The organism is Viridibacterium curvum (assembly GCF_039544165.1).
Lineage (GTDB): Bacteria > Pseudomonadota > Gammaproteobacteria > Burkholderiales > Rhodocyclaceae > Viridibacterium > Viridibacterium curvum.
Window position 1 is genome coordinate 474996 of record NZ_BAABLD010000005.1, and the last position, 23442, is coordinate 498437.

Annotated in this window: 22 protein-coding genes and 1 pseudogene; 1 reads left to right on the forward strand and 22 read right to left on the reverse strand. The window is 53.1% G+C overall.

Going from position 1 to position 23442, the window contains the following annotated elements; genetic code table 11:
* Positions 1-53 precede the first annotated feature (53 nt).
* From ABEA02_RS06260 to ABEA02_RS06330, 15 genes are all read right to left on the reverse strand, one after another.
* A protein-coding gene (locus tag ABEA02_RS06260; protein ID WP_345532016.1) for an IS3 family transposase occupies positions 54-1206 on the reverse strand; the annotation gives its coding sequence in 2 pieces (ribosomal slippage) (positions 54-227 and positions 229-1206; 1152 coding nt in all).
* A 1554-nt stretch (positions 1207-2760) separates the two neighbouring features.
* Positions 2761-2976 (reverse strand): hypothetical protein, encoded by a 216-nt coding sequence (locus tag ABEA02_RS06265; RefSeq protein ID WP_345532017.1) that lies wholly within the window; start codon positions 2974-2976, stop codon positions 2761-2763.
* Between the two features lie 169 nt (positions 2977-3145).
* Positions 3146-3718, reverse strand: a complete 573-nt coding sequence (locus ABEA02_RS06270) for a hypothetical protein (RefSeq protein WP_345532018.1) — start codon at positions 3716-3718, stop codon at positions 3146-3148.
* Positions 3719-3855: 137 nt separating this feature from the next.
* The gene (locus tag ABEA02_RS06275; RefSeq protein WP_345532019.1) at positions 3856-4473 is read right to left on the reverse strand and encodes a hypothetical protein; all 618 of its coding nucleotides are present in this window, start codon (positions 4471-4473) and stop codon (positions 3856-3858) included.
* A 145-nt stretch (positions 4474-4618) separates the two neighbouring features.
* Positions 4619-5512, reverse strand: a complete 894-nt coding sequence (locus ABEA02_RS06280; protein ID WP_345532020.1) for an ankyrin repeat domain-containing protein — start codon at positions 5510-5512, stop codon at positions 4619-4621.
* A 691-nt stretch (positions 5513-6203) separates the two neighbouring features.
* Positions 6204-6638 carry a hypothetical protein gene (locus tag ABEA02_RS06285; RefSeq protein WP_345532021.1) on the reverse strand — a complete coding sequence of 145 codons (435 nt, stop codon included), beginning with the start codon at positions 6636-6638 and terminating at the stop codon, positions 6204-6206.
* 690 nt (positions 6639-7328) lie between these two features.
* Positions 7329-7643: a hypothetical protein gene (locus ABEA02_RS06290; protein WP_345532022.1), complete on the reverse strand. Its 315-nt coding sequence runs from the start codon at positions 7641-7643 to the stop codon at positions 7329-7331.
* Positions 7644-8278: 635 nt separating this feature from the next.
* Positions 8279-8833 carry a GNAT family N-acetyltransferase gene (locus ABEA02_RS06295; RefSeq protein ID WP_345532023.1) on the reverse strand — a complete coding sequence of 185 codons (555 nt, stop codon included), beginning with the start codon at positions 8831-8833 and terminating at the stop codon, positions 8279-8281.
* A gap of 648 nt (positions 8834-9481) precedes the next feature.
* Positions 9482-9886: a hypothetical protein gene (locus ABEA02_RS06300; RefSeq protein ID WP_345532024.1), complete on the reverse strand. Its 405-nt coding sequence runs from the start codon at positions 9884-9886 to the stop codon at positions 9482-9484.
* Between the two features lie 728 nt (positions 9887-10614).
* A complete protein-coding gene (locus tag ABEA02_RS06305) occupies positions 10615-10998 on the reverse strand; it encodes a hypothetical protein (protein WP_345532025.1) in 384 nt (127 codons plus the stop codon).
* A gap of 632 nt (positions 10999-11630) precedes the next feature.
* A complete protein-coding gene (locus ABEA02_RS06310) occupies positions 11631-12272 on the reverse strand; it encodes a hypothetical protein (RefSeq protein WP_345532026.1) in 642 nt (213 codons plus the stop codon).
* 825 nt (positions 12273-13097) lie between these two features.
* Positions 13098-13616, reverse strand: coding sequence for a hypothetical protein (locus tag ABEA02_RS06315; protein WP_345532027.1), 519 nt, complete (start codon positions 13614-13616; stop codon positions 13098-13100).
* 148 nt (positions 13617-13764) lie between these two features.
* Positions 13765-14040, reverse strand: a complete 276-nt coding sequence (locus ABEA02_RS06320; protein WP_345532028.1) for a hypothetical protein — start codon at positions 14038-14040, stop codon at positions 13765-13767.
* 940 nt (positions 14041-14980) lie between these two features.
* Positions 14981-15499 carry a hypothetical protein gene (locus tag ABEA02_RS06325; protein WP_345532027.1) on the reverse strand — a complete coding sequence of 173 codons (519 nt, stop codon included), beginning with the start codon at positions 15497-15499 and terminating at the stop codon, positions 14981-14983.
* 148 nt (positions 15500-15647) lie between these two features.
* The gene (locus ABEA02_RS06330) at positions 15648-16061 is read right to left on the reverse strand and encodes a hypothetical protein (RefSeq protein ID WP_345532029.1); all 414 of its coding nucleotides are present in this window, start codon (positions 16059-16061) and stop codon (positions 15648-15650) included.
* A gap of 204 nt (positions 16062-16265) precedes the next feature.
* Between ABEA02_RS06330 and ABEA02_RS06335 the strand changes: the two are divergent.
* A pseudogene (locus tag ABEA02_RS06335) lies at positions 16266-17225 on the forward strand (IS30 family transposase).
* 10 nt (positions 17226-17235) lie between these two features.
* On the opposite strand, the gene ABEA02_RS06340 reads toward ABEA02_RS06335, so the two are convergent.
* The 7 genes from ABEA02_RS06340 to ABEA02_RS06370 form a co-directional block, all read right to left on the reverse strand.
* On the reverse strand, positions 17236-17706 hold the full coding sequence (locus ABEA02_RS06340; RefSeq protein ID WP_345532030.1) for a hypothetical protein: 471 nt from the start codon (positions 17704-17706) through the stop codon (positions 17236-17238).
* Positions 17707-17874: 168 nt separating this feature from the next.
* Positions 17875-18294, reverse strand: coding sequence for a hypothetical protein (locus tag ABEA02_RS06345; protein ID WP_345532031.1), 420 nt, complete (start codon positions 18292-18294; stop codon positions 17875-17877).
* 98 nt (positions 18295-18392) lie between these two features.
* A complete protein-coding gene (locus ABEA02_RS06350) occupies positions 18393-19031 on the reverse strand; it encodes a hypothetical protein (RefSeq protein WP_345532032.1) in 639 nt (212 codons plus the stop codon).
* A 586-nt stretch (positions 19032-19617) separates the two neighbouring features.
* The gene (locus ABEA02_RS06355; RefSeq protein WP_345532033.1) at positions 19618-20394 is read right to left on the reverse strand and encodes an ATP-grasp domain-containing protein; all 777 of its coding nucleotides are present in this window, start codon (positions 20392-20394) and stop codon (positions 19618-19620) included.
* A gap of 1284 nt (positions 20395-21678) precedes the next feature.
* The gene (locus tag ABEA02_RS06360; protein ID WP_345532034.1) at positions 21679-22221 is read right to left on the reverse strand and encodes a hypothetical protein; all 543 of its coding nucleotides are present in this window, start codon (positions 22219-22221) and stop codon (positions 21679-21681) included.
* Positions 22222-22500: 279 nt separating this feature from the next.
* Positions 22501-22788, reverse strand: a complete 288-nt coding sequence (locus ABEA02_RS06365; protein ID WP_345532035.1) for a hypothetical protein — start codon at positions 22786-22788, stop codon at positions 22501-22503.
* Positions 22789-23014: 226 nt separating this feature from the next.
* Positions 23015-23329, reverse strand: coding sequence for a hypothetical protein (locus ABEA02_RS06370; RefSeq protein ID WP_345532036.1), 315 nt, complete (start codon positions 23327-23329; stop codon positions 23015-23017).
* Between the last annotated feature and the right edge of the window lie 113 nt (positions 23330-23442).

The following is a 23442-nucleotide window of genomic DNA, read 5'->3' on the forward strand; positions in this document are numbered from 1 at the left end:
GCATCTCAAGGATCTATTAGTTCCGGGCCGCCGCTTGAATCGCCCCGGGCTTTCTAGACAGCCCCGAGCCTCATGAAATACTGCTTTTCGTAGTCTAGCGGAGACATGCCATTTGCGTGGCTGTGTCGCCGCTTTGGGTTGTAAAACATCTCGATGTAATCGAACACATCACGCTGTGCATCTTCCCTTGTGGCGTAGATCTTCCGCTTGATCCGCTCGCGTTTTAGGTAGCTGAAAGAAACTCTCTGCCACAGCGTTGTCATGGCAGTTACCACGCCGACTCATGCTGCCCTTGAGCTTGTGCGCGCGCAGGAACGATTGCCAGTCCTCACTGCTGAACTGACTGCCTTGGTCTGAGTGGACCAGTACCTCGTGATCAGGCTTGCGCTTCCAGACGGCCATCAACAAGGCGTTCAGTACCAGATCGGTCGTCATCAGCGCATTCATCGACCAGCCCACGACTTGTCGTGAGAACAGATCCAGCACGGCGGCCAGGAACAACCCGCCTTCGTGCGTACGAATGTAGGTGATGTCCGTCACCCACACCCTGTTTGGTGCAGCCACGTCAAACTCGCGCTGCAGGATGTTGGGGGAGACGTTGGCAGGGCGACCACCGTAACGACCGGGACGACGACCATAGCCGGTCAGCGACTTCAATCCAGCCTGACGCATCAGTCGAGCAACGCGATGCTTGCCGCAGGATTCACCCATGTCGCGCAGGTCATGGTTGATCTTTCGATAGCCATACACCGCGCCACTTTCGAGCCAGCATTGCTTGATCAAGCCTTGGACGCGCTGGTCATCTTGCGATCGCGCAGAGTGGGGTTGTGCTTGCCAAGCGTAGTACCCGCTCGGATGCACTTGCTTCACCTTGCACATACGACGGATCGGCCAGAAGTGTTGATGCGTTTCAATGAAGGCGTACCTCACCCGGACTGCTTGGCAAAGTACGCTGCGGCCATTTTTTAGGATGTCGCGCTCCTCGGTTACCCGCTTGAGGTCGGCACGCAAGAGACGCAGTTCATCCTGCTGACTGCTCTGTTCTTGCTGCTCCTGCGGGCTCAGGCTGTAGCGCTTGACCCACGCGTAAAGGCTGTGGATGCTGACATCCAGTCGTGCCGACACGTCCGCCACGCTGTGGCCACGATCCGTGATCTGCTTGACCGCTTCAATCTTGAACTCTTCCGTGTAACGCTTGTTGCTCATAAACACCTCCATCTGCCTTTGATTTTAAGGCTTCAAGGTGTCTAGAAAACCCGGGGCGATTCATGTTCGCTTGCACGATTGAAACTGCGCCCGAGCGATGAACGACCAACTGTTTCTCATGCGCGGACAAGCCATCCTTGTCGTGCCAGATCGTCCGTGACTCAAACTCATCCCGAACGTTCGAACCCTCAAACCCCGCGTGCGATTGCGCCAAAGAAAGTGCGGNGCCGCGCGTTCATTCGATAGCCCTCGAACCCATTCATCTACGACGGAGTTACCAGTAGGTTGGACCTTCTCGGTCACTGCCCCCAAGTAGTCTTGCATTTCCTCGGATTTGCCTTCTTCTAGGAACAGGCGGCGAATTGACCACCATCGATCAAATATCTCAGTAGACACGTGTTCCGAACCGAGCAATTGCCTGGCGGCTTTGTCGTCCGCCAGTGGTGCGTATTCCCGTAACCTTGCTACAAATAGGAGCTTGACCGCGAGTTCGGCTTCATCCTCTCTCCAGTGCGACCGGTCCGCGTAGTCGCGACTTGTCAGAAGCGGGTCAAGAAGCACTTGCGCGAATTCACTTCCAGCACGGACTGGAAACTCGCGCAGCGCCTCTTCATTGGGCTCGATCAGGAAGAAAACGGTGTGCAGCATGGGGAGCGGCCTAACGTGGAAGTAAGCGGACGCCGGAGCGCGAAGCGCGGAGGGAACCACAAGCGTAGCTTGTGGCGGTCCGCTTGACTGTAGGGTTAGGCGATTTTTGCATCGTTGTATTGAACCGCAAATTCGAGATTGCGCGATATTTTTACTAAGGATGCTGAAGTTTAAGTTGCGTTGCCGTCGGTTAGCCCGCGGACTTTAAGCTTAGTAAGCAGGCTCTTGTTCGCTTGTCTCACTATGTTCGATGGAGAGTACTCTGGTACTAACGACACGATGAACTCCCAGTGCACCTGTAGATATTTTAATTACAGCAATCTTGCCGACTGCGGCGGAATTGAAAACCGAGTCAGGCACCACTACTTCGGGAAAGCAACTTGGGCTGCTCTTTCTTGACAAGATCAATATCTTGTCTTTGCTGAATCTATGTGACGTTTGCCTTTTTCCCGCTATCGAACACTCAACATTCTTGGATGCTCCGCTGCTTGCCTCCGCGTTTATTGACGCTAAAACAAGCAATAGAAGAAAGGCTGACAGCGGAACAATTGTTCCCGGGCCTCGGATGTCTTTTTTAATTACATTAATAATTATTCCGACAAATATGGAAAACCATAAAAAATACACAGAAAAATTTTTAGTGGTTTCTTCTACGTTTGTAATCCATGACTTGTCAAAGAAACCAAAAAACACCAATGCGGTTGATAAGAACCCAAACACCAACAATTTTCTGTGCAAGTCGAAGACCCCTGAATCAATGTGCCTAACGTGGAAGTAAGCGGACGCCGGAGCGCGAAGCGCGGAGGGAACCACAAGCGCAGCTTGTGGCGGTCCGCTTGACTGTAGGGTTAGGCGGATTTTTCATCTAGGCGCGTTTGCTTTAGAAGGCTTCATACACTGACGGCGCTAGTTTTTCGGTTTGTACTTCGGATTTGCTTGAAAACTTCCCGGCACTATTTTTCCTGAAGCATCTACTTTCCACGCCCCTGCGATCGCCTCAGGTGGGACAGCGTCTTTTGGTCCAAAATTTCCTTTGATCACGTACACCCAACCATTTGGGGTTCTTTGCGCCTCGCGAATCATTTCAGGTGTGGGACTCATTTTTGAGAGGTCTTCGTCCATCGCGACGGCTACTCCAGAGACAAGTGATTGAACAAGCAAACACACAACGAGAAATCTGCTTCGCATGCCTAGACGCCTAACGTAGAAGTGAGGGGCGGCCGGAGCGAAGCGTAGGGAACCAAAAGCGTAGCTTTTGGCCGTCCCTCTCGACTGCCGGGTTAGCCCGCATTTATTTCCACACCTCGCAAGACCACCAAACGGCCGATTGATTCGGAGCGTCCGGATTGTCGTGAGGCTCGAGTAATTTCGGTGCCGATGCCAGGTTCAGTTTTGGGATCTCACCGTATGTCGCATCGTACAGATAGGCAATCCCGGTCAAAAGCCCTGCAACAGAGTTGAGGGCGTTTTCAAGGTTTGCTGCTGCAAAGTGCTTGTCACGCTCATGTTTAATTTTGTTGTATCCCTTTGACCACCAACCCGGCCCGGCGCTATCTGTCCACTCTTTCCACGGTTGAAACTCGAGCTTCATACTTGGCACGAGAATCGTGTATTCGAGAAAGCGAGGGTACTTGCTAGTAATGATAGGGTGGTATGCATTTATGGACTGTGGGTTTGCTCCCGGATTGATCGCTTTACACAATATCTTGGCAACGGAATCAAACTCCGCGGAAGCGGCAACTATGATCCTAGCGAACTCAACCGAATAAGTAGAAAAATTACTCTTCTCAAATTCGACATACCTTGAGCAGCGAAGTAGATCTTCCTCAATAGACAGAAAGTACTGCCAGTGTGGGAGGCTCATGTGTATTGGCTAACGTTTGACGTGAGGGGCGGCCGGAATGCCGCAGGCATGGAGGGCATTTGCAAGCGCAGCTTGCAAACCGTCCCTCTCGACGGAATTGTTAGGGGACGCAGCGATGAATGAAAGTTGCAAGGACTTCAAGATTTCTTCCGCGATGGTTTCTGCGGGAACCCGAGTTCTACGCGAATCTGGTTTGTTAGTTGCCGAAGGGTCGGCGGACTCTTTGGTTGTTCATCGGATTCTGGAAAGGGCGCTGGCCGCCCACAAAGCATCTCGTGGACGTTGCAAAGCTGCGTTGTCAGAGCATGAAACTCCAGATGAAAAATTGCGAGATCGCGCAAGCAGATTGCTCCAGATGGCGGTTTTTCTCCATCAGCGTGCAGCAGTTCGCCATCTGCATGATGCAGAGGAACGATTGCCCATCGACGCCCAGCGGCATTGTTGATGTAGAGCCGATGCCATCCGTGAGCAATCTTATTCCGCTTGGCCGCCATTTGAGAGGTGCGATCTTTTGCAGATCGCCACTTTTGAAAGGCAGGAGACTTGCTGAATTTATGGGTTACCAAGTTGTCGCATACGTTCAGCTTGGAACGAAAGTTCTCAATCGAGTGATAGGTGATGGCGAATGCCGGTCTTTCTGGAATTGCTACACATTCCAGAACAATTCTAAGCAACTGCCCCTCGACGTAGCCCCACTGTGCGATGGCGTAGCCAAGTTCGTGCTTAAAGACGACGGTCTCTTCGGTCGCGTTCATAAGCGCTGGGTTGTTTCCCTAACGTGGAAGTGAGGGGCAGCCGGAGCGCGTAGCGCGGAGGGAACCAACAAGCGCAGCTTGTTGGCTGTCCCGCTCGACTGTAGGGTTGGGCGTCACTTTGCCGCGTGTTCTACGATAGCTGGATTTACTTTTCACCAAACGTTCCGGGGGAGGCTTTGATGAACGTGGACAACTCTCGGCACGTCTTTGGGTTCCACCGTTTGCCATTGATGAACAGGTTGCAGGAGTGATTGGCGCGCTTTTCCGCAGAGCGCCCCTCGATGGAGGCAGGGAGAACGCTTGCGTAGATCCTTGCACGTTCGATACCGTGAAGGCGCTTAGCTGTATAACTCCCCTCCTCGACACCCACCGCGTCTACGACTGCCCGGTCAAGAAGGTTTTCCTTGTAGCCCGGGTTTCCGGTCTCAATTGTGGTATTTGCGCCGTGCTCAATGAACAACGTAATGAGTTCTGGCTCGTTGCATTCTTGAAGTACTGTACGTCCGCGCCAAAGCGCATTTACGTTGGCTTTCCGCGTGTCAAGGATCAAGGCAAACGCAGCCCGGCGAAATGCTCGTTGTTCGTCGGTATGTAAGATGGAGTAGTCACAAGAGAACAAAATGTTTTCTGGAACCTTTAAGCTCAAGCCCATTGGCGATCCAAGTAGGAAGCGGACAACTTCCAGGTTGCCAGACCTAACTGCGGCTGGTAGTAACGGCCCTGGAGCACACACTGCATCTTTTTCATGCGAACCTTCAAGCAAATTACGGGTTTGCTGCTGACGCCATTGTTGTCTTGCTGTATCTCCGCCAGGCGCCAAGAACAATAGTTTTTTGGTCCAGGCAAGGTTTTTCTCCTTGTAGTCCACCCACCTCGCTATTTCGTGTTCCACCTCCTGGGGGGGGCCGGATTTAATGGCCTTGCCAAGGGGGCCTCCGAGCGGGTCACCGCAGCCGCCGCTATCGCCAATGGCGTGCGCAAACGACATCGGTGACAGCGCCGCTACGACAGAAAGAATCAGTTTCAGTGTGTGAGTCATGAATCGTCCCTGCTGTGTGACGCCCAACGTGGAAGTAAGCGGACGCCGGAGCGCGAAGCGCGGAGGGAACCGCAAGCGCAGCTTGTGGCGGTCCGCTTGACTGTAGGGTTAGGCATCGCGCCAAACCTCGATTCGAAAGATCACTCCATTACTATGAAATAAGCGAACCTTCTTGCCGGCGTCTATTGGCCCACCGAGAGATTTTGCGTTGTTAAAGCAGCCTCTTGATACATCAAAGTCGGAGTAAGAGAACTTATAGTCCCCCAGTCGAAAAGACTCTTCTTTGTGCCCACCGGCGGGCATGGGGTCGAACTCTGAGATTTCACCCTCGGTAACAAGATAGTGGCCTATCTCTCGCCAGTTTGTGCATGTCGATTTTTGCGAAGCAACGTTTGAAATGCCTATGCTCCCCAAGATGAGCCATATGACTGTGAATAGTGACAGGAAGACTCTTTTGACGATGGATCGTCGCCCATCCAGAACGATAAGAAATACAAATGTGGCCCCGATGAGCCAGCCAAATACCCAAAGGTAAGGTGAAGCGGGAGCGCTGCTGTTGACCGCGCTGTCGTACATGACTTCGTACATAGGGCCTAACGTTTGACGTGAGGGGCCGCCGCAGCGGCGAAGCCGCGAAGGGAACCCACAAGCGCAGCTTGTGGGCGGTCCCTCTCGACGGAATTGTTGGGCGTCATTCGGCAAACTCGCGCACTTCAAGTAGCCGAGGATCGCCAAGCCACACAGCATCGATTAGGTCTGTGGCCTGCTGCATTAATGCTCCGTTGTTGACTACCTCCTGACGGGTCAGCGCCTTGGCGCATAGCGTGGAGCGAGCAGCCGGGCGAGAGGCGCTATCGATTGCCATGAACGAACCGCCTCCTGAACTTGGATTGAATAGCCATGAAACCAGTTGCTTATCGTTAACCTCATCGTTACCCCAAGTACCAATCAGGAAGTCGAAGTTCGGCGGGTGGTCAGGACGGCTGGCAGTCCACTGAATCCAATAGCAGGCTAGAGGTAGCTCAGATGCGTAGACATAGCCCCAGACCGTACGCGTGCGGTTGCCGCAACAAGCACAAGTGCTTTCGTGCTCCTCTGCTGGTTCAACGCGAAAGGTGTCGCTCATGACGTCCAACGTTTGACGTGAGGGGCCGCCGTAGAGGCGAAGCCGCGAAGGGAACCTGCAAGCGCAGCTTGCAGGCGGTCCCTCTCGACGGAATTGTTAGAGCGAGGTGGTTGCATGCGATGGCTACCACATGACGGGTGGGCGACCACCGCTTGTGATTGTGGCCCCAATGAACGCGCCGGCTGGGAATGCTATAAACCACCAGACGCTTGCGCCGAAGTAAATCATCACAATGGAAACGAGAAGCCCAATGCAGGCGCCTAGAGCGGCATGCTTGCCGCTGCTTTTGACGCCTTCTTTCATTGGAACTGGCGCCAGCTCGGAAGGAGGAAAGAACTTCATTTTCTATACCTCCTCATCCGATAGCTCAACAAACTGATCTATGTGGTAGCCGGAATACGCACGGCCAGACTTGAAGCCTAAGAACACGCCATGCTCTGGAAGATTTGGGATCTCACCCAGGAAAACCAGAGGCAAATCTTCTGCGAAGGGATATGAGCCAAGATCGACGGCAAACTCCGACTTCAGTTTAACAAGGCTGAGAGACCGAATTGGTGCCATTGAGGTGCGCTCTAACGTGGAAGTAAGCGGACGCCGGAGCGCGCAGCGCGGAGGGAACTGCAAGCGCAGCTTGCAGCGGTCCGCTTGACTGCAGGGTTAGACGTCTTTTTCACGGCGCAATGTGGGGCTTTAAGGTTTTTCTTGAGCATCTGGATTTCCGCCTTGATCAAGGTAGCTCTTCCATAAGAGTGCCTTACCCTTTTGAAGCTCAGAGCCCGAGGCTTGAAAGCGCGAGAAGTAATAACCCTCATGCTTCTCAAAGCTAACGGTTAGTTGGCCACATTCACCTGATAAGTGCCATTCCTTTGCTTCCGCTGAGAGTGCGTGAAACTCTTCTTCCGCTCTGGCAAAAGAACCTGCCTCGTAATGAGCCCGAATGATGCGAGCCAACTCAGGAAGTAGCGGCTCGTAATCTGGGAGACAGATTTCGTAAGTGGCGATCATGAGACGTCTAACGTTTGAGGTAAGGGGCAGCCGGAGCGCGTAGCGCGGAGGGCACCTGCAAGCGCAGCTTGCAGGCTGTCCCGTTGACCGATTGGTTAGCCGCGACTGACTGTGACACCGGCATTGCCCTTGGGTTGGAAACTGCGCCCAGCATAGCGATTGGCTTTAATCGTCGCAATCATCTCGGTCACTGAAGCAGCCCGTGCCGCCACAGTGTTGCGTGCCTTTGCTCGCGGCGCTAGCCGCCTGGACTATAGAGCGCTCCTGACCCGCGAAGCTGACCGATGAAGCCAGTGAATTTTTGATTGTTTGCTTGCACGATTGAAACTGCGCCCGAGCGATGAACGCCCAACTGTTTCTCGTGCGCGGACAAGCCATCCTTGTTGTGCCAGATCGTCCGTGACTCAAACTCATCCCGAACGTTCGAACCCTCAAACCCCGCGTGCGATTGCGCCAAAGAAAGCACGAAAAACAGATGCCTGAAGAGCCGCACCAGTATTGGCTCTCCGGGCATGCCGTAGCGAGGTGCCCGCAACGAAACGAGCGGCTAACGTGGAAGTAAGCGGACGCCGGAGCGCGCTAGCGCGGAGGGAACCTGCAAGCGCAGCTTGCAGGCGGTCCGCTTGACTGCAGGGTTAGACATTTTTTTGAGCACGCCAATCCTCCGCCAGCAAACTGTAGCTATATGCATCATGGAATGCACCGTTTGCATACCAATACTGCCGCATCACTCCCTCTCGCACAAAGCCTAAGCGCTCAAGGAATTTTACGGACCTGAGGTTTTCCGTAGCCGTGCCGGCACCCACGCGATTAAGCTGAAGAGAGCTAAAACCGAAACTAAGCATGCTACTTACGGCCTCGCTCATGAAGCCACGCCCCCAGACATCCGGGGAAAGCTCATACCCGCACATGGCAGAACGGAATGACTGATTTCGGGCATAGACCGAACAGCTACCAATCAGGCGCCCTTGTTCCTTCTCAAATACGCTCCAAGCCATTAAAGCGCCGTTATCAAGCCCCCTCTGTCTTTGCTCGATCCACTTGAACGCATCTTCAAGCTTTTGCATCGGGGATTGACCGAAGTACTGAACAACATTCGGATCTGACTCCAATTCAAAGATGCCCTGTGCATGCGAAGCATCCACCAGAAGAAGTTCAAGACGAGCTGTGTAAATTGAACTTTCGGACATTGAGAGTCAGATGTCTAACGTGGAAGTAAGCGGACGCCGGAGCGCGAAGCGCGGAGGGAACCACAAGCGCAGCTTGTGGCGGTCCGCTTGACTGTAGGGTTAGGCGCCACGCTGGGCCTCCCACTTCTCCCTGGCCTCTCGACACAACTCACAGAAGAAGACTTTCCTTTCCGTTGGTGACTCATGCCAGCAAGGACCAAGAAAGACACTGTTTGCGTGGGGGAACAATGACTCCATCGTATCAATGTATTTGCCGGTTAGTTGGTGTGTGCCGTACAGAACTGGGACCAACTCAGACTTCAATTCTGATCCATGGACATGGCAGTGGCGAAAGAGGTTGGAAACCTCCTCAAAGTCAGTGATGTGTGTGCCAAGAGTCTTTTGTACCTGATCCCACATCGACTCCTGCCAATAGAAAAGACGCTTCTTTGCTTGACAGCGACCGTTCAGCTCGGAGACGAACTTTGCGTAGCGCTCTGCCCCGAAGGCTGATCGCATTGCTTCTCGCGCTGCTTGTGGATCAACGATATACATGGCGCCTAACGTGGAAGTAAGCGGACGCCGTAGCGCGAAGCGCGGAGGGAACCACAAGCGCAGCTTGTGGCGGTCCGCTTGACTGTAGTGTTAGATGCGTGGTGCATCTTGCGCCTAGTGAAGATCGCCGCTACCGAACCGCTCATTGAAACCCTCTTTAGCATCGCTGACAAAGACATCCAATTGTGACTCGGGAACGACACGGACAGAAATGCCAAGCCTTTCTGCCTTTTCAATCATGGCATCTACCGCTTGCCCACTTTGGCAGAGCAACAGCTTTGGCCATTCATGCTTGTGAGCGTGGGCTTCTTCCATCATTTTAATTACATCCTCCGCTGGAAGCGAAGTGGCCAGCACAGAGACAAAGGACGTGCTGAGAATGAAACCACTAGCCGCATCCATCAATGAAAAGCAATTGAACTCACCATCTTCCTTGGTGAAAATCGGCGAGGTGTTGAGCTTGAAAGCGACCCACGCTTCATTGATTTCAAACTGCTCGGGCAAAGGCAAATTGCTCATTGAGATTTCAAGCATCTAACGTGGAAGTAAGCGGACGCCGGAGCGCGAAGCGCGGAGGGAACCACAAGCGCAGCTTGTGGCGGTCCGCTTGACTGCAGGGTTAGGCGATTTTTGCATTGGGTATTGCACTTGAACGTTGAGACTATGTGCCTTTGTGCGCAGCATTATGGGAGACGGCCTATGCATTGGTTTGCGCATCTTGAAAGCGGTCTCGGTAAGCATATGTTGTCCACCGTATGCCAAGCAAAGTGCCCACGCCAAATGCCCCAGGAAATACCTCCCACGGCCATGATCCAAATGTGACGGATGAGGCACTTGAGAGCATAGCGAACAAGGCAAAGCAAACAAATGACACCCCTGCCAAGTGGAAAAACTGGAAGGGTTGGCGTGACATGAATGGATTTAGAAACCACGAAGGTTTAAGCCATGGGGCGTTAGATTTTTTGTAAGGACGGAATATCCAGTACCTAACCCCCAATGCGCCAAATGCACACGCGAAGATAAGAGTAAGCGGATCAGCAGTAGTCGGTGCGAAACTGCTGGAAAGACCTGAGTAGCACCAGAATCCAACAAAGAGAATCCGAACAGCGAGCCAAATATGCGGCGACATGTTGTTGCCTAACGTGGAAGTAAGCGGACGCCGGAGCGCGAAGCGCGGAGGGAACCACAAGCGCAGCTTGTGGCGGTCCGCTTGACTGCAGGGTTAGAGAACAGCTGCCGCAAATGCCTCATGGTTTTGAATAGTCAATGCGGGCGCCAGGGAAGAAAGATGCGACTGCCCGTGGCCGCCTGTCGGAGCAGTCTTCGTCTTTATCGATCTGATCGGGGTACTCGTGAGCAACAGAGAACTTTCCTGCCTCGACGGTGTACCGCATAACCGCCCAAGACTCTGGCTTGATTGGGCCTTGCCCACGCTCCCAGTACTCATAAACCATGTCTTTCATCTTCGCTGTGCAGAAGCGGAACTGAACATCGCCCCCGGAGACGGGAAGGTAGAAGAGATCACAGGAAATTACTCCATCCTCGACCTCTGCATAGATCAGTAACTTTTGAACGTCGGTGTTTGCAAATTCGACGGCTTCACTGCCAATGCGTTGGTAGTAATCGGACATTGAGAGTTCTCTAACGTTTGAGGTAAGGGGCAGCCGGAGCTGCGCAGCAGCGTAGGGAACCACAAGCGCAGCTTGTGGCTGTCCCTTTGACCGAATTGTTAGGCGATTTTTTCACGATGTGTGTTGCTCTTGTATCTTGAAACTAAACATGAGGTGCACGAAAAATCTAACTTATGCATACACCTAAGCCCTTTTGCTCCGCATGAGCACAGGCCGCTAGTGCATTGTGTAAGTGGAATTGCAAATCTTCCTCTGCAATTTTTAGCGCTCGGGCGATATCAGTGGAGTCGGACAAGATGGATTCGAGCTCGATTCGGAACGAGTGAATGTCTATCGGCCGAACGTATAAGTCGCTTTTCTTGAGATGCACTAAGAACTTACTTCCTCGTTTAACCAGCTCCTTGCTTCCCCAGACGCCACGCCATGACTCCCAACCGAACAAATCTCCTGGCATTTCAGCCATTCCACGAAAGGCTGCATCCTCATCTTCAACGGTAGGGTCAAAGAAGGAAATCGCTAGTGACATGGAAAAAGCCTAACGTGGAAGTGAGGGGCAGCCGGAGCGCGAAGCGCGGAGGGCACCAACAAGCGCAGCTTGTTGGCTGTCCCTCTCGACTGTAGTGTTAGACGGGCTACTTTGTCGCCTTTTCATTTCTCAATGCCTTGACTTCGGGAGAGTTTTCTAGAACCTCGACCTCGATTTTTTGACGCGTATTGGTGCCTACGTAAGGCTTCATAGCTGCAACCATGTAAGGTATGACCAAACGAAGATCGCCACTTGACCCAGTGCTAACAACGTTGGTTTTCCATACTTGGACCATCTTGTTTTCTTTTATGTACGTTGCTGTGTCGTATGCATCAAGAAACAAAAATCTAGAGTAGACCGTGTTCGTTCCTATCTGTGTTGTGGAGCCGGTTACTCCATAGGTCGGCGTATAGGTGGTTGTCCCGCTGTATGTAGCGGTACGGCCTGTAGAGGAAACAGTTCCGTATGTATTTGAGGAGGCAATGCCAGTTTGGCCCCACGTCGGAACTGAGTAGGAATATTGATAGGTTTGTGGATCTCCAATTGCATAAGTGAAGAAGATCGCGATTTCAGCCTCTTGAAAACTTGGAGCTTTAACGAACCCTTTTTCTGACAGTACTTTGTCGACGTATGCTGAGAACTCCATGAACTGAAGGTCTGCGGCATCTACTCCTTTGCTCCCCGGCATAAGAACATATCGCTTCTTTGTTGGAGCGTCGTCCCGAGAAAGGGAGTCAACATTGGACACGAAGCGCAATTGATTTGCACAACCTGCTAAGCAGGTGAGAAGAATCAGAGCTAGGGCACAGTTTTTGATGCACACGGTCGTTCCTTTGAAAGGGGATGTCTAACGTGGAAGTAAGCGGACGCCGGAGCGCGAAGCGCGGAGGGAACCACAAGCGCAGCTTGTGGCGGTCCGCTTGACTGTAGGGTTAGGCGATTTTTGCATCGGTGTATTGCACTTCAACTTTGAGACTGCGTTCGCTCCTTTTGCTGTTGTCGTTCTTGAGCAACGCATACTCACTACCCGAACACTTTGTATAGGAAAGTCAGGATGCCAAGAGCCAATAGAATTGACAGAGTGAACTTGGTATTTCGCCCTCTGTTGTAGTGCCTGTAATCGGGGAAGCTGTTCCTGAACTCCTCGTATTCCGCCCATGTGTGCCAACGGCCATTTGAGTCAAAGATGAAGCGATTACCGTCGGAGAGTCGCACTTGCTCGGCTATACCAAACAAGTTCCCGTGTAAGACAAGCTCGAAAGGAATCTTCTCAGTTCTATAGCAACAGCGGCCACCACGGATTGCTTCGTCTTTTCGTTCAAATGCACGAAGTTCAAACTCGCGGTCGCCAGAGTCACTTTCGATGAGCAACAGCACGTACTCCACGTTGCTCTTAATATCGGATCGTCGCCAAATCGGTCGCATATCAAATTTCTGGACTTTGAGCCACGGTCGCCCGGTGCGGCCTAACGTGGAAGTGAGGGGCAGCCGGAGCGCGTAGCGCGGAGGGAACCAACAAGCGCAGCTTGTTGGCTGTCCCTCTCGACTGTATGGTTAGGCGGTGGTTTGACCATTACATATTTAGCATCTGACGCAAAGGAGGCTTGGCTGCGCCTGACCACACAGAGGCTTGATGTAGTACCAATACTCTTCCGTCTGCCGTATGGATTGTGAATCGAAACACTTTCTCCGTGTCGCCGTTCTGCGCCAGCCATGCTATCGAAGGATCATTCGATTTTCTGGGCGTTGAAGATCCAATCCAGTAGCCATGTGCGACGAGCGCTGGTGTGTCGTCTTGTACCAACTGAACAGCTTCGGTTCCTGTTACGTCTTCAACGACAACCTTCTTTGGCGTGGATTTGTTCTTCTCCGTGAATCCAAAAGTGTAGACCAACTCCAATTTTTCCCTGTTGATTAGAAACCCTGCAACTTCAATGCGGATTTCTTTATCTTCTGTGGGAAGTGCGCCGCCCGCTGCCACAGGGAGTTGAATGATCTTACCGCCGGACACAGTGAAATTTTTCAATGTGGCCTGCGGCCCGGCGCATGCGCTAAGAAAAATTGATACGACAGCGACGAATGCGATTTTCATCTGGGAAGCCTAACGTGGAAGTAAGCGGACGCCGGAGCGCGAAGCGCGGAGGGAACCACAAGCGCAGCTTGTGGCGGTCCGCTTGACTGTAGGGTTAGACATCGTTTGCGGCAATACTTTCACACGATTTTCCTTGCCTATAATCACTTCAAGTGAAATTTCGTTGCCCGCCCTGAAATTCCCACGCCATAGGCGGCAAAGGCTCAGCTGGTGGCTGACAAACCCATTCGTATGCGTGATTGCCGAAATGATCGCTTTCCATGTGAACAATAGCTGTGACGCCCAACAGCGTTGACAAAAATCTCTCGAACTTCTGGAGCCACTCATCCCACTCGAACTCGATTTCCTTGTACGAGGCGCCGAAATGAAGCACTCGATACTCGTACGCCAGATTCACGTTTTGGTTTTCCGAAATGGAGAACATTGAGCGAACAAGAAATGGCCACTCATCCGTTTCAGGTAGCGCCTGAAGTGCATTCGCATTGATTTCATCTGCATTGGGNGCTCTCCGGGCATGCCGTAGCGAGGTGCCCGCAACGAAACGAGCGGCTAACGTTTGACGTGAGGGGCCGCCGTAGCGGCGAAGCCGCGAAGGGAACCTGCAAGCGCAGCTTGCAGGCGGTCCCTCTCGACGGAAGGGTTAGCCGCCGCGGATTCACAAACGAAGTGCAACGCCCCGCGAAGCTGGAGGGCGAGCTGAGATACTGAGAGCTTCCGTTTCCCGCGAAGAAAGAGGAAGCACTCATGAATAAGTNCAACTTTGAGACTGCGTTCGCTCCTTTTGCTGTTGTCGTTCTTGAGCAACGCATACTCACTACCCGAACACTTTGTATAGGAAAGTCAGGATGCCAAGAGCCAATAGAATTGACAGAGTGAACTTGGTATTTCGCCCTCTGTTGTAGTGCCTGTAATCGGGGAAGCTGTTCCTGAACTCCTCGTATTCCGCCCATGTGTGCCAACGGCCATTTGAGTCAAAGATGAAGCGATTACCGTCGGAGAGTCGCACTTGCTCGGCTATACCAAACAAGTTCCCGTGTAAGACAAGCTCGAAAGGAATCTTCTCAGTTCTATAGCAACAGCGGCCACCACGGATTGCTTCGTCTTTTCGTTCAAATGCACGAAGTTCAAACTCGCGGTCGCCAGAGTCACTTTCGATGAGCAACAGCACGTACTCCACGTTGCTCTTAATATCGGATCGTCGCCAAATCGGTCGCATATCAAATTTCTGGACTTTGAGCCACGGTCGCCCGGTGCGGCCTAACGTGGAAGTGAGGGGCAGCCGGAGCGCGTAGCGCGGAGGGAACCAACAAGCGCAGCTTGTTGGCTGTCCCTCTCGACTGTATGGTTAGGCGGTGGTTTGACCATTACATATTTAGCATCTGACGCAAAGGAGGCTTGGCTGCGCCTGACCACACAGAGGCTTGATGTAGTACCAATACTCTTCCGTCTGCCGTATGGATTGTGAATCGAAACACTTTCTCCGTGTCGCCGTTCTGCGCCAGCCATGCTATCGAAGGATCATTCGATTTTCTGGGCGTTGAAGATCCAATCCAGTAGCCATGTGCGACGAGCGCTGGTGTGTCGTCTTGTACCAACTGAACAGCTTCGGTTCCTGTTACGTCTTCAACGACAACCTTCTTTGGCGTGGATTTGTTCTTCTCCGTGAATCCAAAAGTGTAGACCAACTCCAATTTTTCCCTGTTGATTAGAAACCCTGCAACTTCAATGCGGATTTCTTTATCTTCTGTGGGAAGTGCGCCGCCCGCTGCCACAGGGAGTTGAATGATCTTACCGCCGGACACAGTGAAATTTTTCAATGTGGCCTGCGGCCCGGCGCATGCGCTAAGAAAAATTGATACGACAGCGACGAATGCGATTTTCATCTGGGAAGCCTAACGTGGAAGTAAGCGGACGCCGGAGCGCGAAGCGCGGAGGGAACCACAAGCGCAGCTTGTGGCGGTCCGCTTGACTGTAGGGTTAGACATCGTTTGCGGCAATACTTTCACACGATTTTCCTTGCCTATAATCACTTCAAGTGAAATTTCGTTGCCCGCCCTGAAATTCCCACGCCATAGGCGGCAAAGGCTCAGCTGGTGGCTGACAAACCCATTCGTATGCGTGATTGCCGAAATGATCGCTTTCCATGTGAACAATAGCTGTGACGCCCAACAGCGTTGACAAAAATCTCTCGAACTTCTGGAGCCACTCATCCCACTCGAACTCGATTTCCTTGTACGAGGCGCCGAAATGAAGCACTCGATACTCGTACGCCAGATTCACGTTTTGGTTTTCCGAAATGGAGAACATTGAGCGAACAAGAAATGGCCACTCATCCGTTTCAGGTAGCGCCTGAAGTGCATTCGCATTGATTTCATCTGCATTGGGCCAGGCCTCCCTTGAAGGAAAAAGTAGAACATGGCCGTAGACGATTGTTCGGTGACCCATATGCGATGTCTAACGTTTGACGTGAGGGGCCGCCGTAGCGGCGAAGCCGCGAAGGGAACCTGCAAGCGCAGCTTGCAGGCGGTCCCTCTCGACGGAATTGTTGGGCGTCGCGGATTCACAAACGAAGTGCAACGCCCCGCGAAGCTGGAGGGCGAGCTGAGATACTGAGAGCTTCCGTTTCCCGCGAAGAAAGAGGAAGCACTCATGAATAAGTACCACCAGCTCACCCGAGAGGAAAGATACTGCATAACGGGGCTGCAAAGTGCGGGCCTGTCTCAAGCCGCGATTGCCCGGCACATGGGACGCGCCGCCAGCACGATCAGCCGCGAGTTGCGGCGCAACCGCACGACTCACGACGGGCGCTACCGTGCGGAGAAAGCGCAGAAATACGCCAGCGCCAGACGCCGACGAGCACGGCGACGCTCCTGGTACAGCGCCTTGCAATGGCAGACCGTCGAAGCGCTGCTGCGCAAGAAGTGGAGCCCTGAACAGATCAGTGCGGTACTGCGACAAAAAGCAGTCTGCAGGATGAGTCACGAGACCATCTACCGGTACATCCTGCGAGACAAACGCGAAGGCGGAACGCTCTATAAACATATGCGCATCATGACCAAGGTGTGCCGCAAGCGGTACGCAGGCAAGGACTCGCGGGGCGTGCTGGCAGGCAAACGCCACATCAGCGAGCGGGGGGCGGCGATAGAACAGCGCCAGCAACTGGGGCACTGGGAGGGCGACACGGTCATTGGTTAGGACAAGCATCACTGCATCCTCACACTGCTTGAACGCAAATCCGGCTACGCCGTGATCAAGAAGATCAGCTCGCGGACTACCCGACAAGTGAACTGGGCAGCCAGCATCGCCTTGCGTGAGCATGCCGGCCGCTTCCATACGCTCACACTGGACAACGGTACCGAGTTCCACGACTACAAGGCGCTCGAAGAGCGCTTCCCGCTCACCTGCTACTTCGCCACGCCGTACCACTCCTGGGAGCGTGGGGCCAACGAAAACCTCAATGGCCTGATCCGGCAGTACATACCCAAGGGCACTTGCATGAGCACGCTCACGCAGAAACAGTGCGACTGGATCGCTAACGAATTAAATACCCGACCGAGAAAAAGACACCAGTTCAAAACCCCGAAGGAGATTTATTATGGTTCCAGATGATCGTTGCACTTCAACGTTGAGACTGCGCATCCTTCTTCATCCAGCCATCTTCAGTAACTACATAGATTCCATCAGCGGCTTGATATTCCAGACCTATAGATTCACCGATAGTCCCTGGAAATAGACGCTTCTCGTGCTCGGGAACGTCTTTGAGCATGTCCATTGCGTAAGAAAAAACATACTTTCCTTCGCCGAGAACATACGCTCGACCGATGTATTCGGCCGCTGAATGCAGTTTAAATTTTGTTAAGAACTCTTCTGCAATTGTTTGCTCTATTAATGAATGAGCCGCAGCCAACCGAAGCATAGATTTCGTAGCCCAATAAGCAGAAAATTTACTGTAAGCGAGCTCATGTTCGTTGTCACCGGAGTAAGCTCCGACAGGTAGGTCTGGAATCAGCGGGACCATAGCTCGATACCATGCTGCTGCCTCGCTCGCGCTCATTGAGAGAGGCAATGGAACAGCAATTGAATCTTTCATTTATATCTCCTGACTTTTTGTGGCAGAAACCTACATGGACCTGCTATGACCCTTCGGAATACGAACAACGCAAGTATTCCGGGCTAACGTGGAAGTAAGCGGACGCCGGAGCGCGTAGCGCGGAGGGAACCACAAGCGCAGCTTGTGGCGGTCCGCTTGACTGTAGGGTTAGGCCGCGGTTGCATTCTCGGCCCGCCAAAGAACGAAAGAGCCTTCCATTGCTGCAGAAGCCTCAATGATGACCTTAAATGTTTCGTCCGATTTGTAGCCCTTCACGTACTCGCTGAAACCATCGAAGAATAGCTCTGTTCCTCCGACTGCATCATTCGGAATGCGAAGCAAGTTGTCTTGGTTTCCAGCATACCAATAAGGAAAAGGAAGGAACTCATCTTCGATGCGGATTGCAATCAGATCAATTTCACCCCAAGCGACGGATTGCTTAACTTCACCTTCAAAGTACAACTGAACTCCCTGCTCGTTGTAGATGACCGAAATGGGTGAAGAAGGCTGATTTTTTGTGGGAGTACTTGTGGAGCGTGCGCCGCCGCTTTCGGATTTTGTGAAGAGACGCTGAAAGAAGCGGAGCATTTGGTAAGGCCTAACGTGGAAGTGAGGGGCAGCCGGAGCGCGTAGCGCGGAGGGAACCAACAAGCGCAGCTTGTTGGCTGTCCCGCTCGACTGCAGTGTTATGCATCTGTGCGTTGCTCAATGTGGATTGACTCGGCTTCATACGATGAAAAGCGGTGCACGGTTTCAACGTGTATTGTGCGTTCAGACATCACTACAAACTCTATTTCGCCGCCAATGCCTACTCTCTCAGCTAACGGCAGAAGGCGATCCTGACGTTGCTGCTCTAAGATGATTTCAATGAGAGAGTCGGGGAAGCGAATATTTCCGTTCAGCGTAACCGGTACAACGGGCTTGAACCCAAGGGCATCTTGCTGAATTCTATCGGAGCGAAAGTTCTGTTCTGAGCGATAGGCGTAACCAATATACCGCTCTTCTTGGGTTGAATAGCCGAAGTGATAGATTGTGGCAGTAAGGCCGCTCAGCCCCCCTTCGGCTTGGACCGATTCGCGAAAAATACTCGAAGCGTATGCATCCAACTCGTCAATCGTCGCTCTGCCGTAATTGGCTTGAAGATGCTGAAACCACCCATTGATAAACCCCGAATGTCCTGTGCCCGCGACCACCAGATCGGACTCTGGAACAGCCAAGAATTTGCGTTGAAAACACATCGGCATTCTGTCCTCGGCACCAATTACAAGGGTGTCCATGGCGATGCAAACTTGCTCAGGTTGGAGGGCGAAGACAAGAGCTGTCATTGGCGCAAATTAAGAGGCATAACGTTTGAGGTAAGGGGCAGCCGGAGCTGCGCAGCAGCGTAGGGAACCACAAGCGCAGCTTGTGGCTGTCCCTTTGACCGAATTGTTAGCCGCGACCGACTGTGACACCGGCATTGCCCTTGGGTTTGAAACTGCGCCCAGCATAACCATTGGATTTGCTCGTCGCAATCATCTCGGGTGCTGAAGTAGCACGTGCCGCCACAGGGTTGCGTGCCTTTGCTCGCGGCGCCAGCCGCCAAGCCCCATCGACGGGTGCAGCACTCACAGCCGGCACCTACGAAGTGACACCGCCTGATGGTTTTGCCTTTGTGCCCGGATACGCGTTGTGCTCGTGCCAGCGCGTTCGTGTGCCACCTGACCACTGAGTGTCCGTGCTCAAAATTCGTGTCGAGAACAGGCCCAAAACACCTGCCTGAAGAGCCGCACCGGTATTGGCTCTCCGGGCATGCCGTGGAGAGGGGCGCGGTGCGAAACGAGCGGCTAACGTTTGACGTGAGGGGCGGCCGGAGCCGAAGGCGGAGGGAACCCAAAGCGCAGCTTTGGGACGTCCCTCTCGACGGAATTGTTAGCCATTGAGCGCCTCAATGAAAGTACTGGCCGGCCACTTCTTTCGGTCTGACACCTGGCCGTCACCTAGCTCGATAAGCCTGGGCGTGCCCTCCCTGTTGAGCACGATATCAACGGAAAAGAAAGGACTTTCGATACGGCGCGCAATGTCTTTAACGAGTTCGGGGACAACACCATCGCGGGCGAACGCCTTGCCACGGAAGACGAAATACCGTTCTTCTGTTTCTGGCAATAAGTCTTCAAGCTCACGAATGCACACGCCACCCTCTAATTGGCCGCGGTAGCGCTCAATCAGGTCGACTACCTCTCGAACCTCGGCAACGCTCCGGGCGACAGACCCTCTTGAAGTGGTAAGTGATTTGACAAAGTCCTTTACGAAGTAAGCGCTCCAGCCAGTCGTGGAAAGCGAAGTCGTAAAATCGTCGTCCTTCGAGAGCACAATCGTTCTGGGTGTGACGTCTTTGCATTGTTCGTACCACTCGGGAAGATAGTGGCATCGTCGGTAGTCCTCGGCAGTTACGACAGCCGTTGCACCCTTTGACTCAATCGCCTCCTGCAATTGAGCGTAGCGAGCCGGCGTTAGCATCCAGCCGCGATAAAGGATTTCTCCTTCGAAAGCGTTCGTGGGACGCGGTTTGAACTCGCCAAGCTCGAAATCTTCAGAAGAGAACAGAAAGCAGGTAAATCCAGCGCTTTGAGCAGCCGAGAATTCTTCTTCGTATGCCTCGTCAGGCTTCTTCTTATCAAAGGGATCACACGGGTAGAGGAGGTGCATATTTGATATGGCTAACGTTTGAGGTAAGGGGCAGCCGGAGCGCGAAGCGCGGAGGGCACCTGCAAGCGCAGCTTGCAGGCTGTCCCGTTGACCGATTGGTTAGCCGCGACTGACTGTGACACCGGCATTGCCCTTGGGTTGGAAACTGCGCCCAGCATAACCATTGGCTTTGCTCGTCGCAATCATCTCGGTCACTGAAGCAGCCCGTGCCGCCACAGGGTTGCGTGCCTTCGCTCGCGGCGTGAGCCGCCTGACCCTACAGAGCTCTCATGACCCGCGAAGCTGACCGATGAAGCCAGTGAATTTTTTTTTGTTCGCTTGCACGATTGAAACTGCGCCAGAGCGATGAACGACCAACTGTTTCTCGTGCGCGGACAAGCCATTCTTGTCGCGCCAGATCGTCCGTGACTCACCCTCATCCCGAACGTCCGAGCCCTCAAACCCCGCGTGCGATTGCGCCAAAGAAAGTGCGGAAGAGGGCCTTGAAAAATGGTGCCTGAAGAGCCGCACCAGTATTGCCTCTCCGGGCAGACCGTAGCGAGAGGCCCGCACCGAAACAAGCGTCTAACGTGGAAGTAAGCGGACGCCGGAGCGCGCTAGCGCGGAGGGAACCTGCAAGCGCAGCTTGCAGGCGGTCCGCTTGACTGTAGGGTTAGGCAGAGCCTCCAGCGATGATCTCACGATCATCTCCTTTTGAATGGCCACCACCGCGATTTTGATTTCGCTGGAGTTGGTGCGTTGGTCTTGCTACACAACTGCTCTATGTAGGAACGGTCTATACAAACCGATCTTTCGGATGTTGCGCTGTTTAGCAAGACGCCATCACAGTCCTGCCAGTGAAGAACGGTGTCAAGTATGTGTTGTCCTGAGAGTGATCCATTGCATTTGGGGCCGTATTTGGCAATGAAATCGAGAGGGTCGGCAAACGCCAAGATCCGAGACTTTCCGTCTGGGTGACTTGTTCTTCCGAGTGACAAAGGAGGCAGGTCTGCCGTCTGAACTTTACCGGGAGATGTACCGGCTGGTACGCCAATGATGAACACGCCGATATCTGACTCTCGAAAAATTTCTACCAATTTTTCGTAGGTGGCTTCGCTCATAGAGCTGGAATTAGATATGAGATCGGAAAGCGAGAGTCGCGGATTCGGGAGCATGGGTAATGCGAGTTGGCCTAACGTGGAGATGAGGGGCGGCCGGAGCCGAAGGCGAAGGGAACCGCAAGCGCCAGCTTGCGGACGTCCCTCTCGATTGCAGGGTTAGACCCGCCATGAGAACGGCAAGGATTCACTGTTCGCGGGGCCGGAGAAGGGATGACGAGCCGAGATATGCCGAGTCCTTCACGCACCATGGGCCCTGCCCGTCGATTATTGGTTTCGTGCTCTCACGTTTGGTGAGCCTGACCGGGACTTGACTCTCTTGATCTTTCGTCAAACGAAAGACTTCAATCGAACACACGGAACTATTGTTGCCGATGCCTATCTTGTATTTGTCGCCGGACTGAATAGGGAAGGTCACGCTCCACAAGCATGACTCCGGGTGCTGAAAAGACATGCCAACATAATTAACTTCCACGGTTAAGAACTTTCTCCCCGCTGTTGGAATCACCTTGACTGCCGGCATCTCTGAAGCTCGCGTTCCCATTTTTGAGAATCCGTAGCAGTCATAGTCGTCTTGAAAGATTGCGAGGTGACCATACGCGTGACTTGAGTTTTGGGTTTCAAACAGATGCAGAGTGACTGACTCTCCTGTATCGGGTTTGAGCTGCAACTGTGCGGCGCAGCCGACAGTAAGCAGCACGGGGAGTAGAAAAATCAGGTTCTTAAGCATAGTGGTCTAACGTGGAGATGAGGGGCGGCCGGAGCCGAAGGCGGAGGGAACCGCAAGCGCCAGCTTGCGGACGTCCCTCTCGATTGCAGGGTTAGATTTTTGGATTGAGCCTAGTGGCATCAACAAGAGACCTCAAAGCAGACTGGTTTGAGAGAAGAGCATTAATCTCTGATCGGGGCTTTTTGATCCACACATCGAACAACGCCGACGTACCGCACACTACAACTACATAACCCATTTCGCCTTCTGCTAGGACGGCGAAATCGAAGGGATTGTTGACTAGGACTTCCATTGAACCTCCATCATGCCGCAGCTATCCAACGGCACCGGATCAATGACAGCCTGCTTAAAGCCGCTAGCATGTGACCCGCCGGGAACCCACATTGAATCCACCCCCGCTTCGTTACCACTGGAAATCCGCAAATTTCGAATCTGCTCTTGGGTGATCTGTACCAGAAATACGCGCTGATTGTTCCAAGAGGTCTCAGGCACACCCAAGACTCGACAAACCGAGGCAAGGTTGTAGTTGTTTGTTTCAAGAATGCGGAAGGCATCTTCTTCGAGCATGACGAATAGGCTGTTGTCTGGGTACCCGAGGGTACCTCCGCAGTTTCGCAAAATTGATTCGCTGGCGAACAAGACGGGCAATTGAGCCTCCGAAATCTAACGTTTGACGTGAGGGGCCGCCGTAGCGGCGAAGCCGCGAAGGGAACCCACAAGCGCAGCTTGTGGGCGGTCCCTCTCGACGGAATTGTTAGAGCGATGTGCCATTGCCGAGGGGGCGTTTTTGCTTTTAACCCGCATAACCATCAACCCATGGTTTGCTCTTTACGTCTTCAATGTGGCCCGAAGAGAGCAAGAGCCACAGTGACAAAGCCTGATCGATCTGGATGTTTGTCATGTGCCACGGACCTTCACCTGTTTCTACATTTTCAAATGCAATGTTCTTTGCCTTTGAGTAGGACAGGCTCCAGCCTTCTTCTGTATTCAGCGAAACATCGGGGTGCTCAGCATTCGCTGCGCCCACCGAAGAAAGCAACGACTGCATTTCATCTTTGCTAGGGTTGTGAACTACACCACCCATCAAATCGTATGCGAAGCAGGACATGTGAGAGCTCTAACGTAGAAGTGAGGGGCAGCCGGAGCGCGTAGCGCGGAGGGAACCAACAAGCGCAGCTTGTTGGCTGTCCCGCTCGACTGCAGGGTTAGGCATCTGGCCAA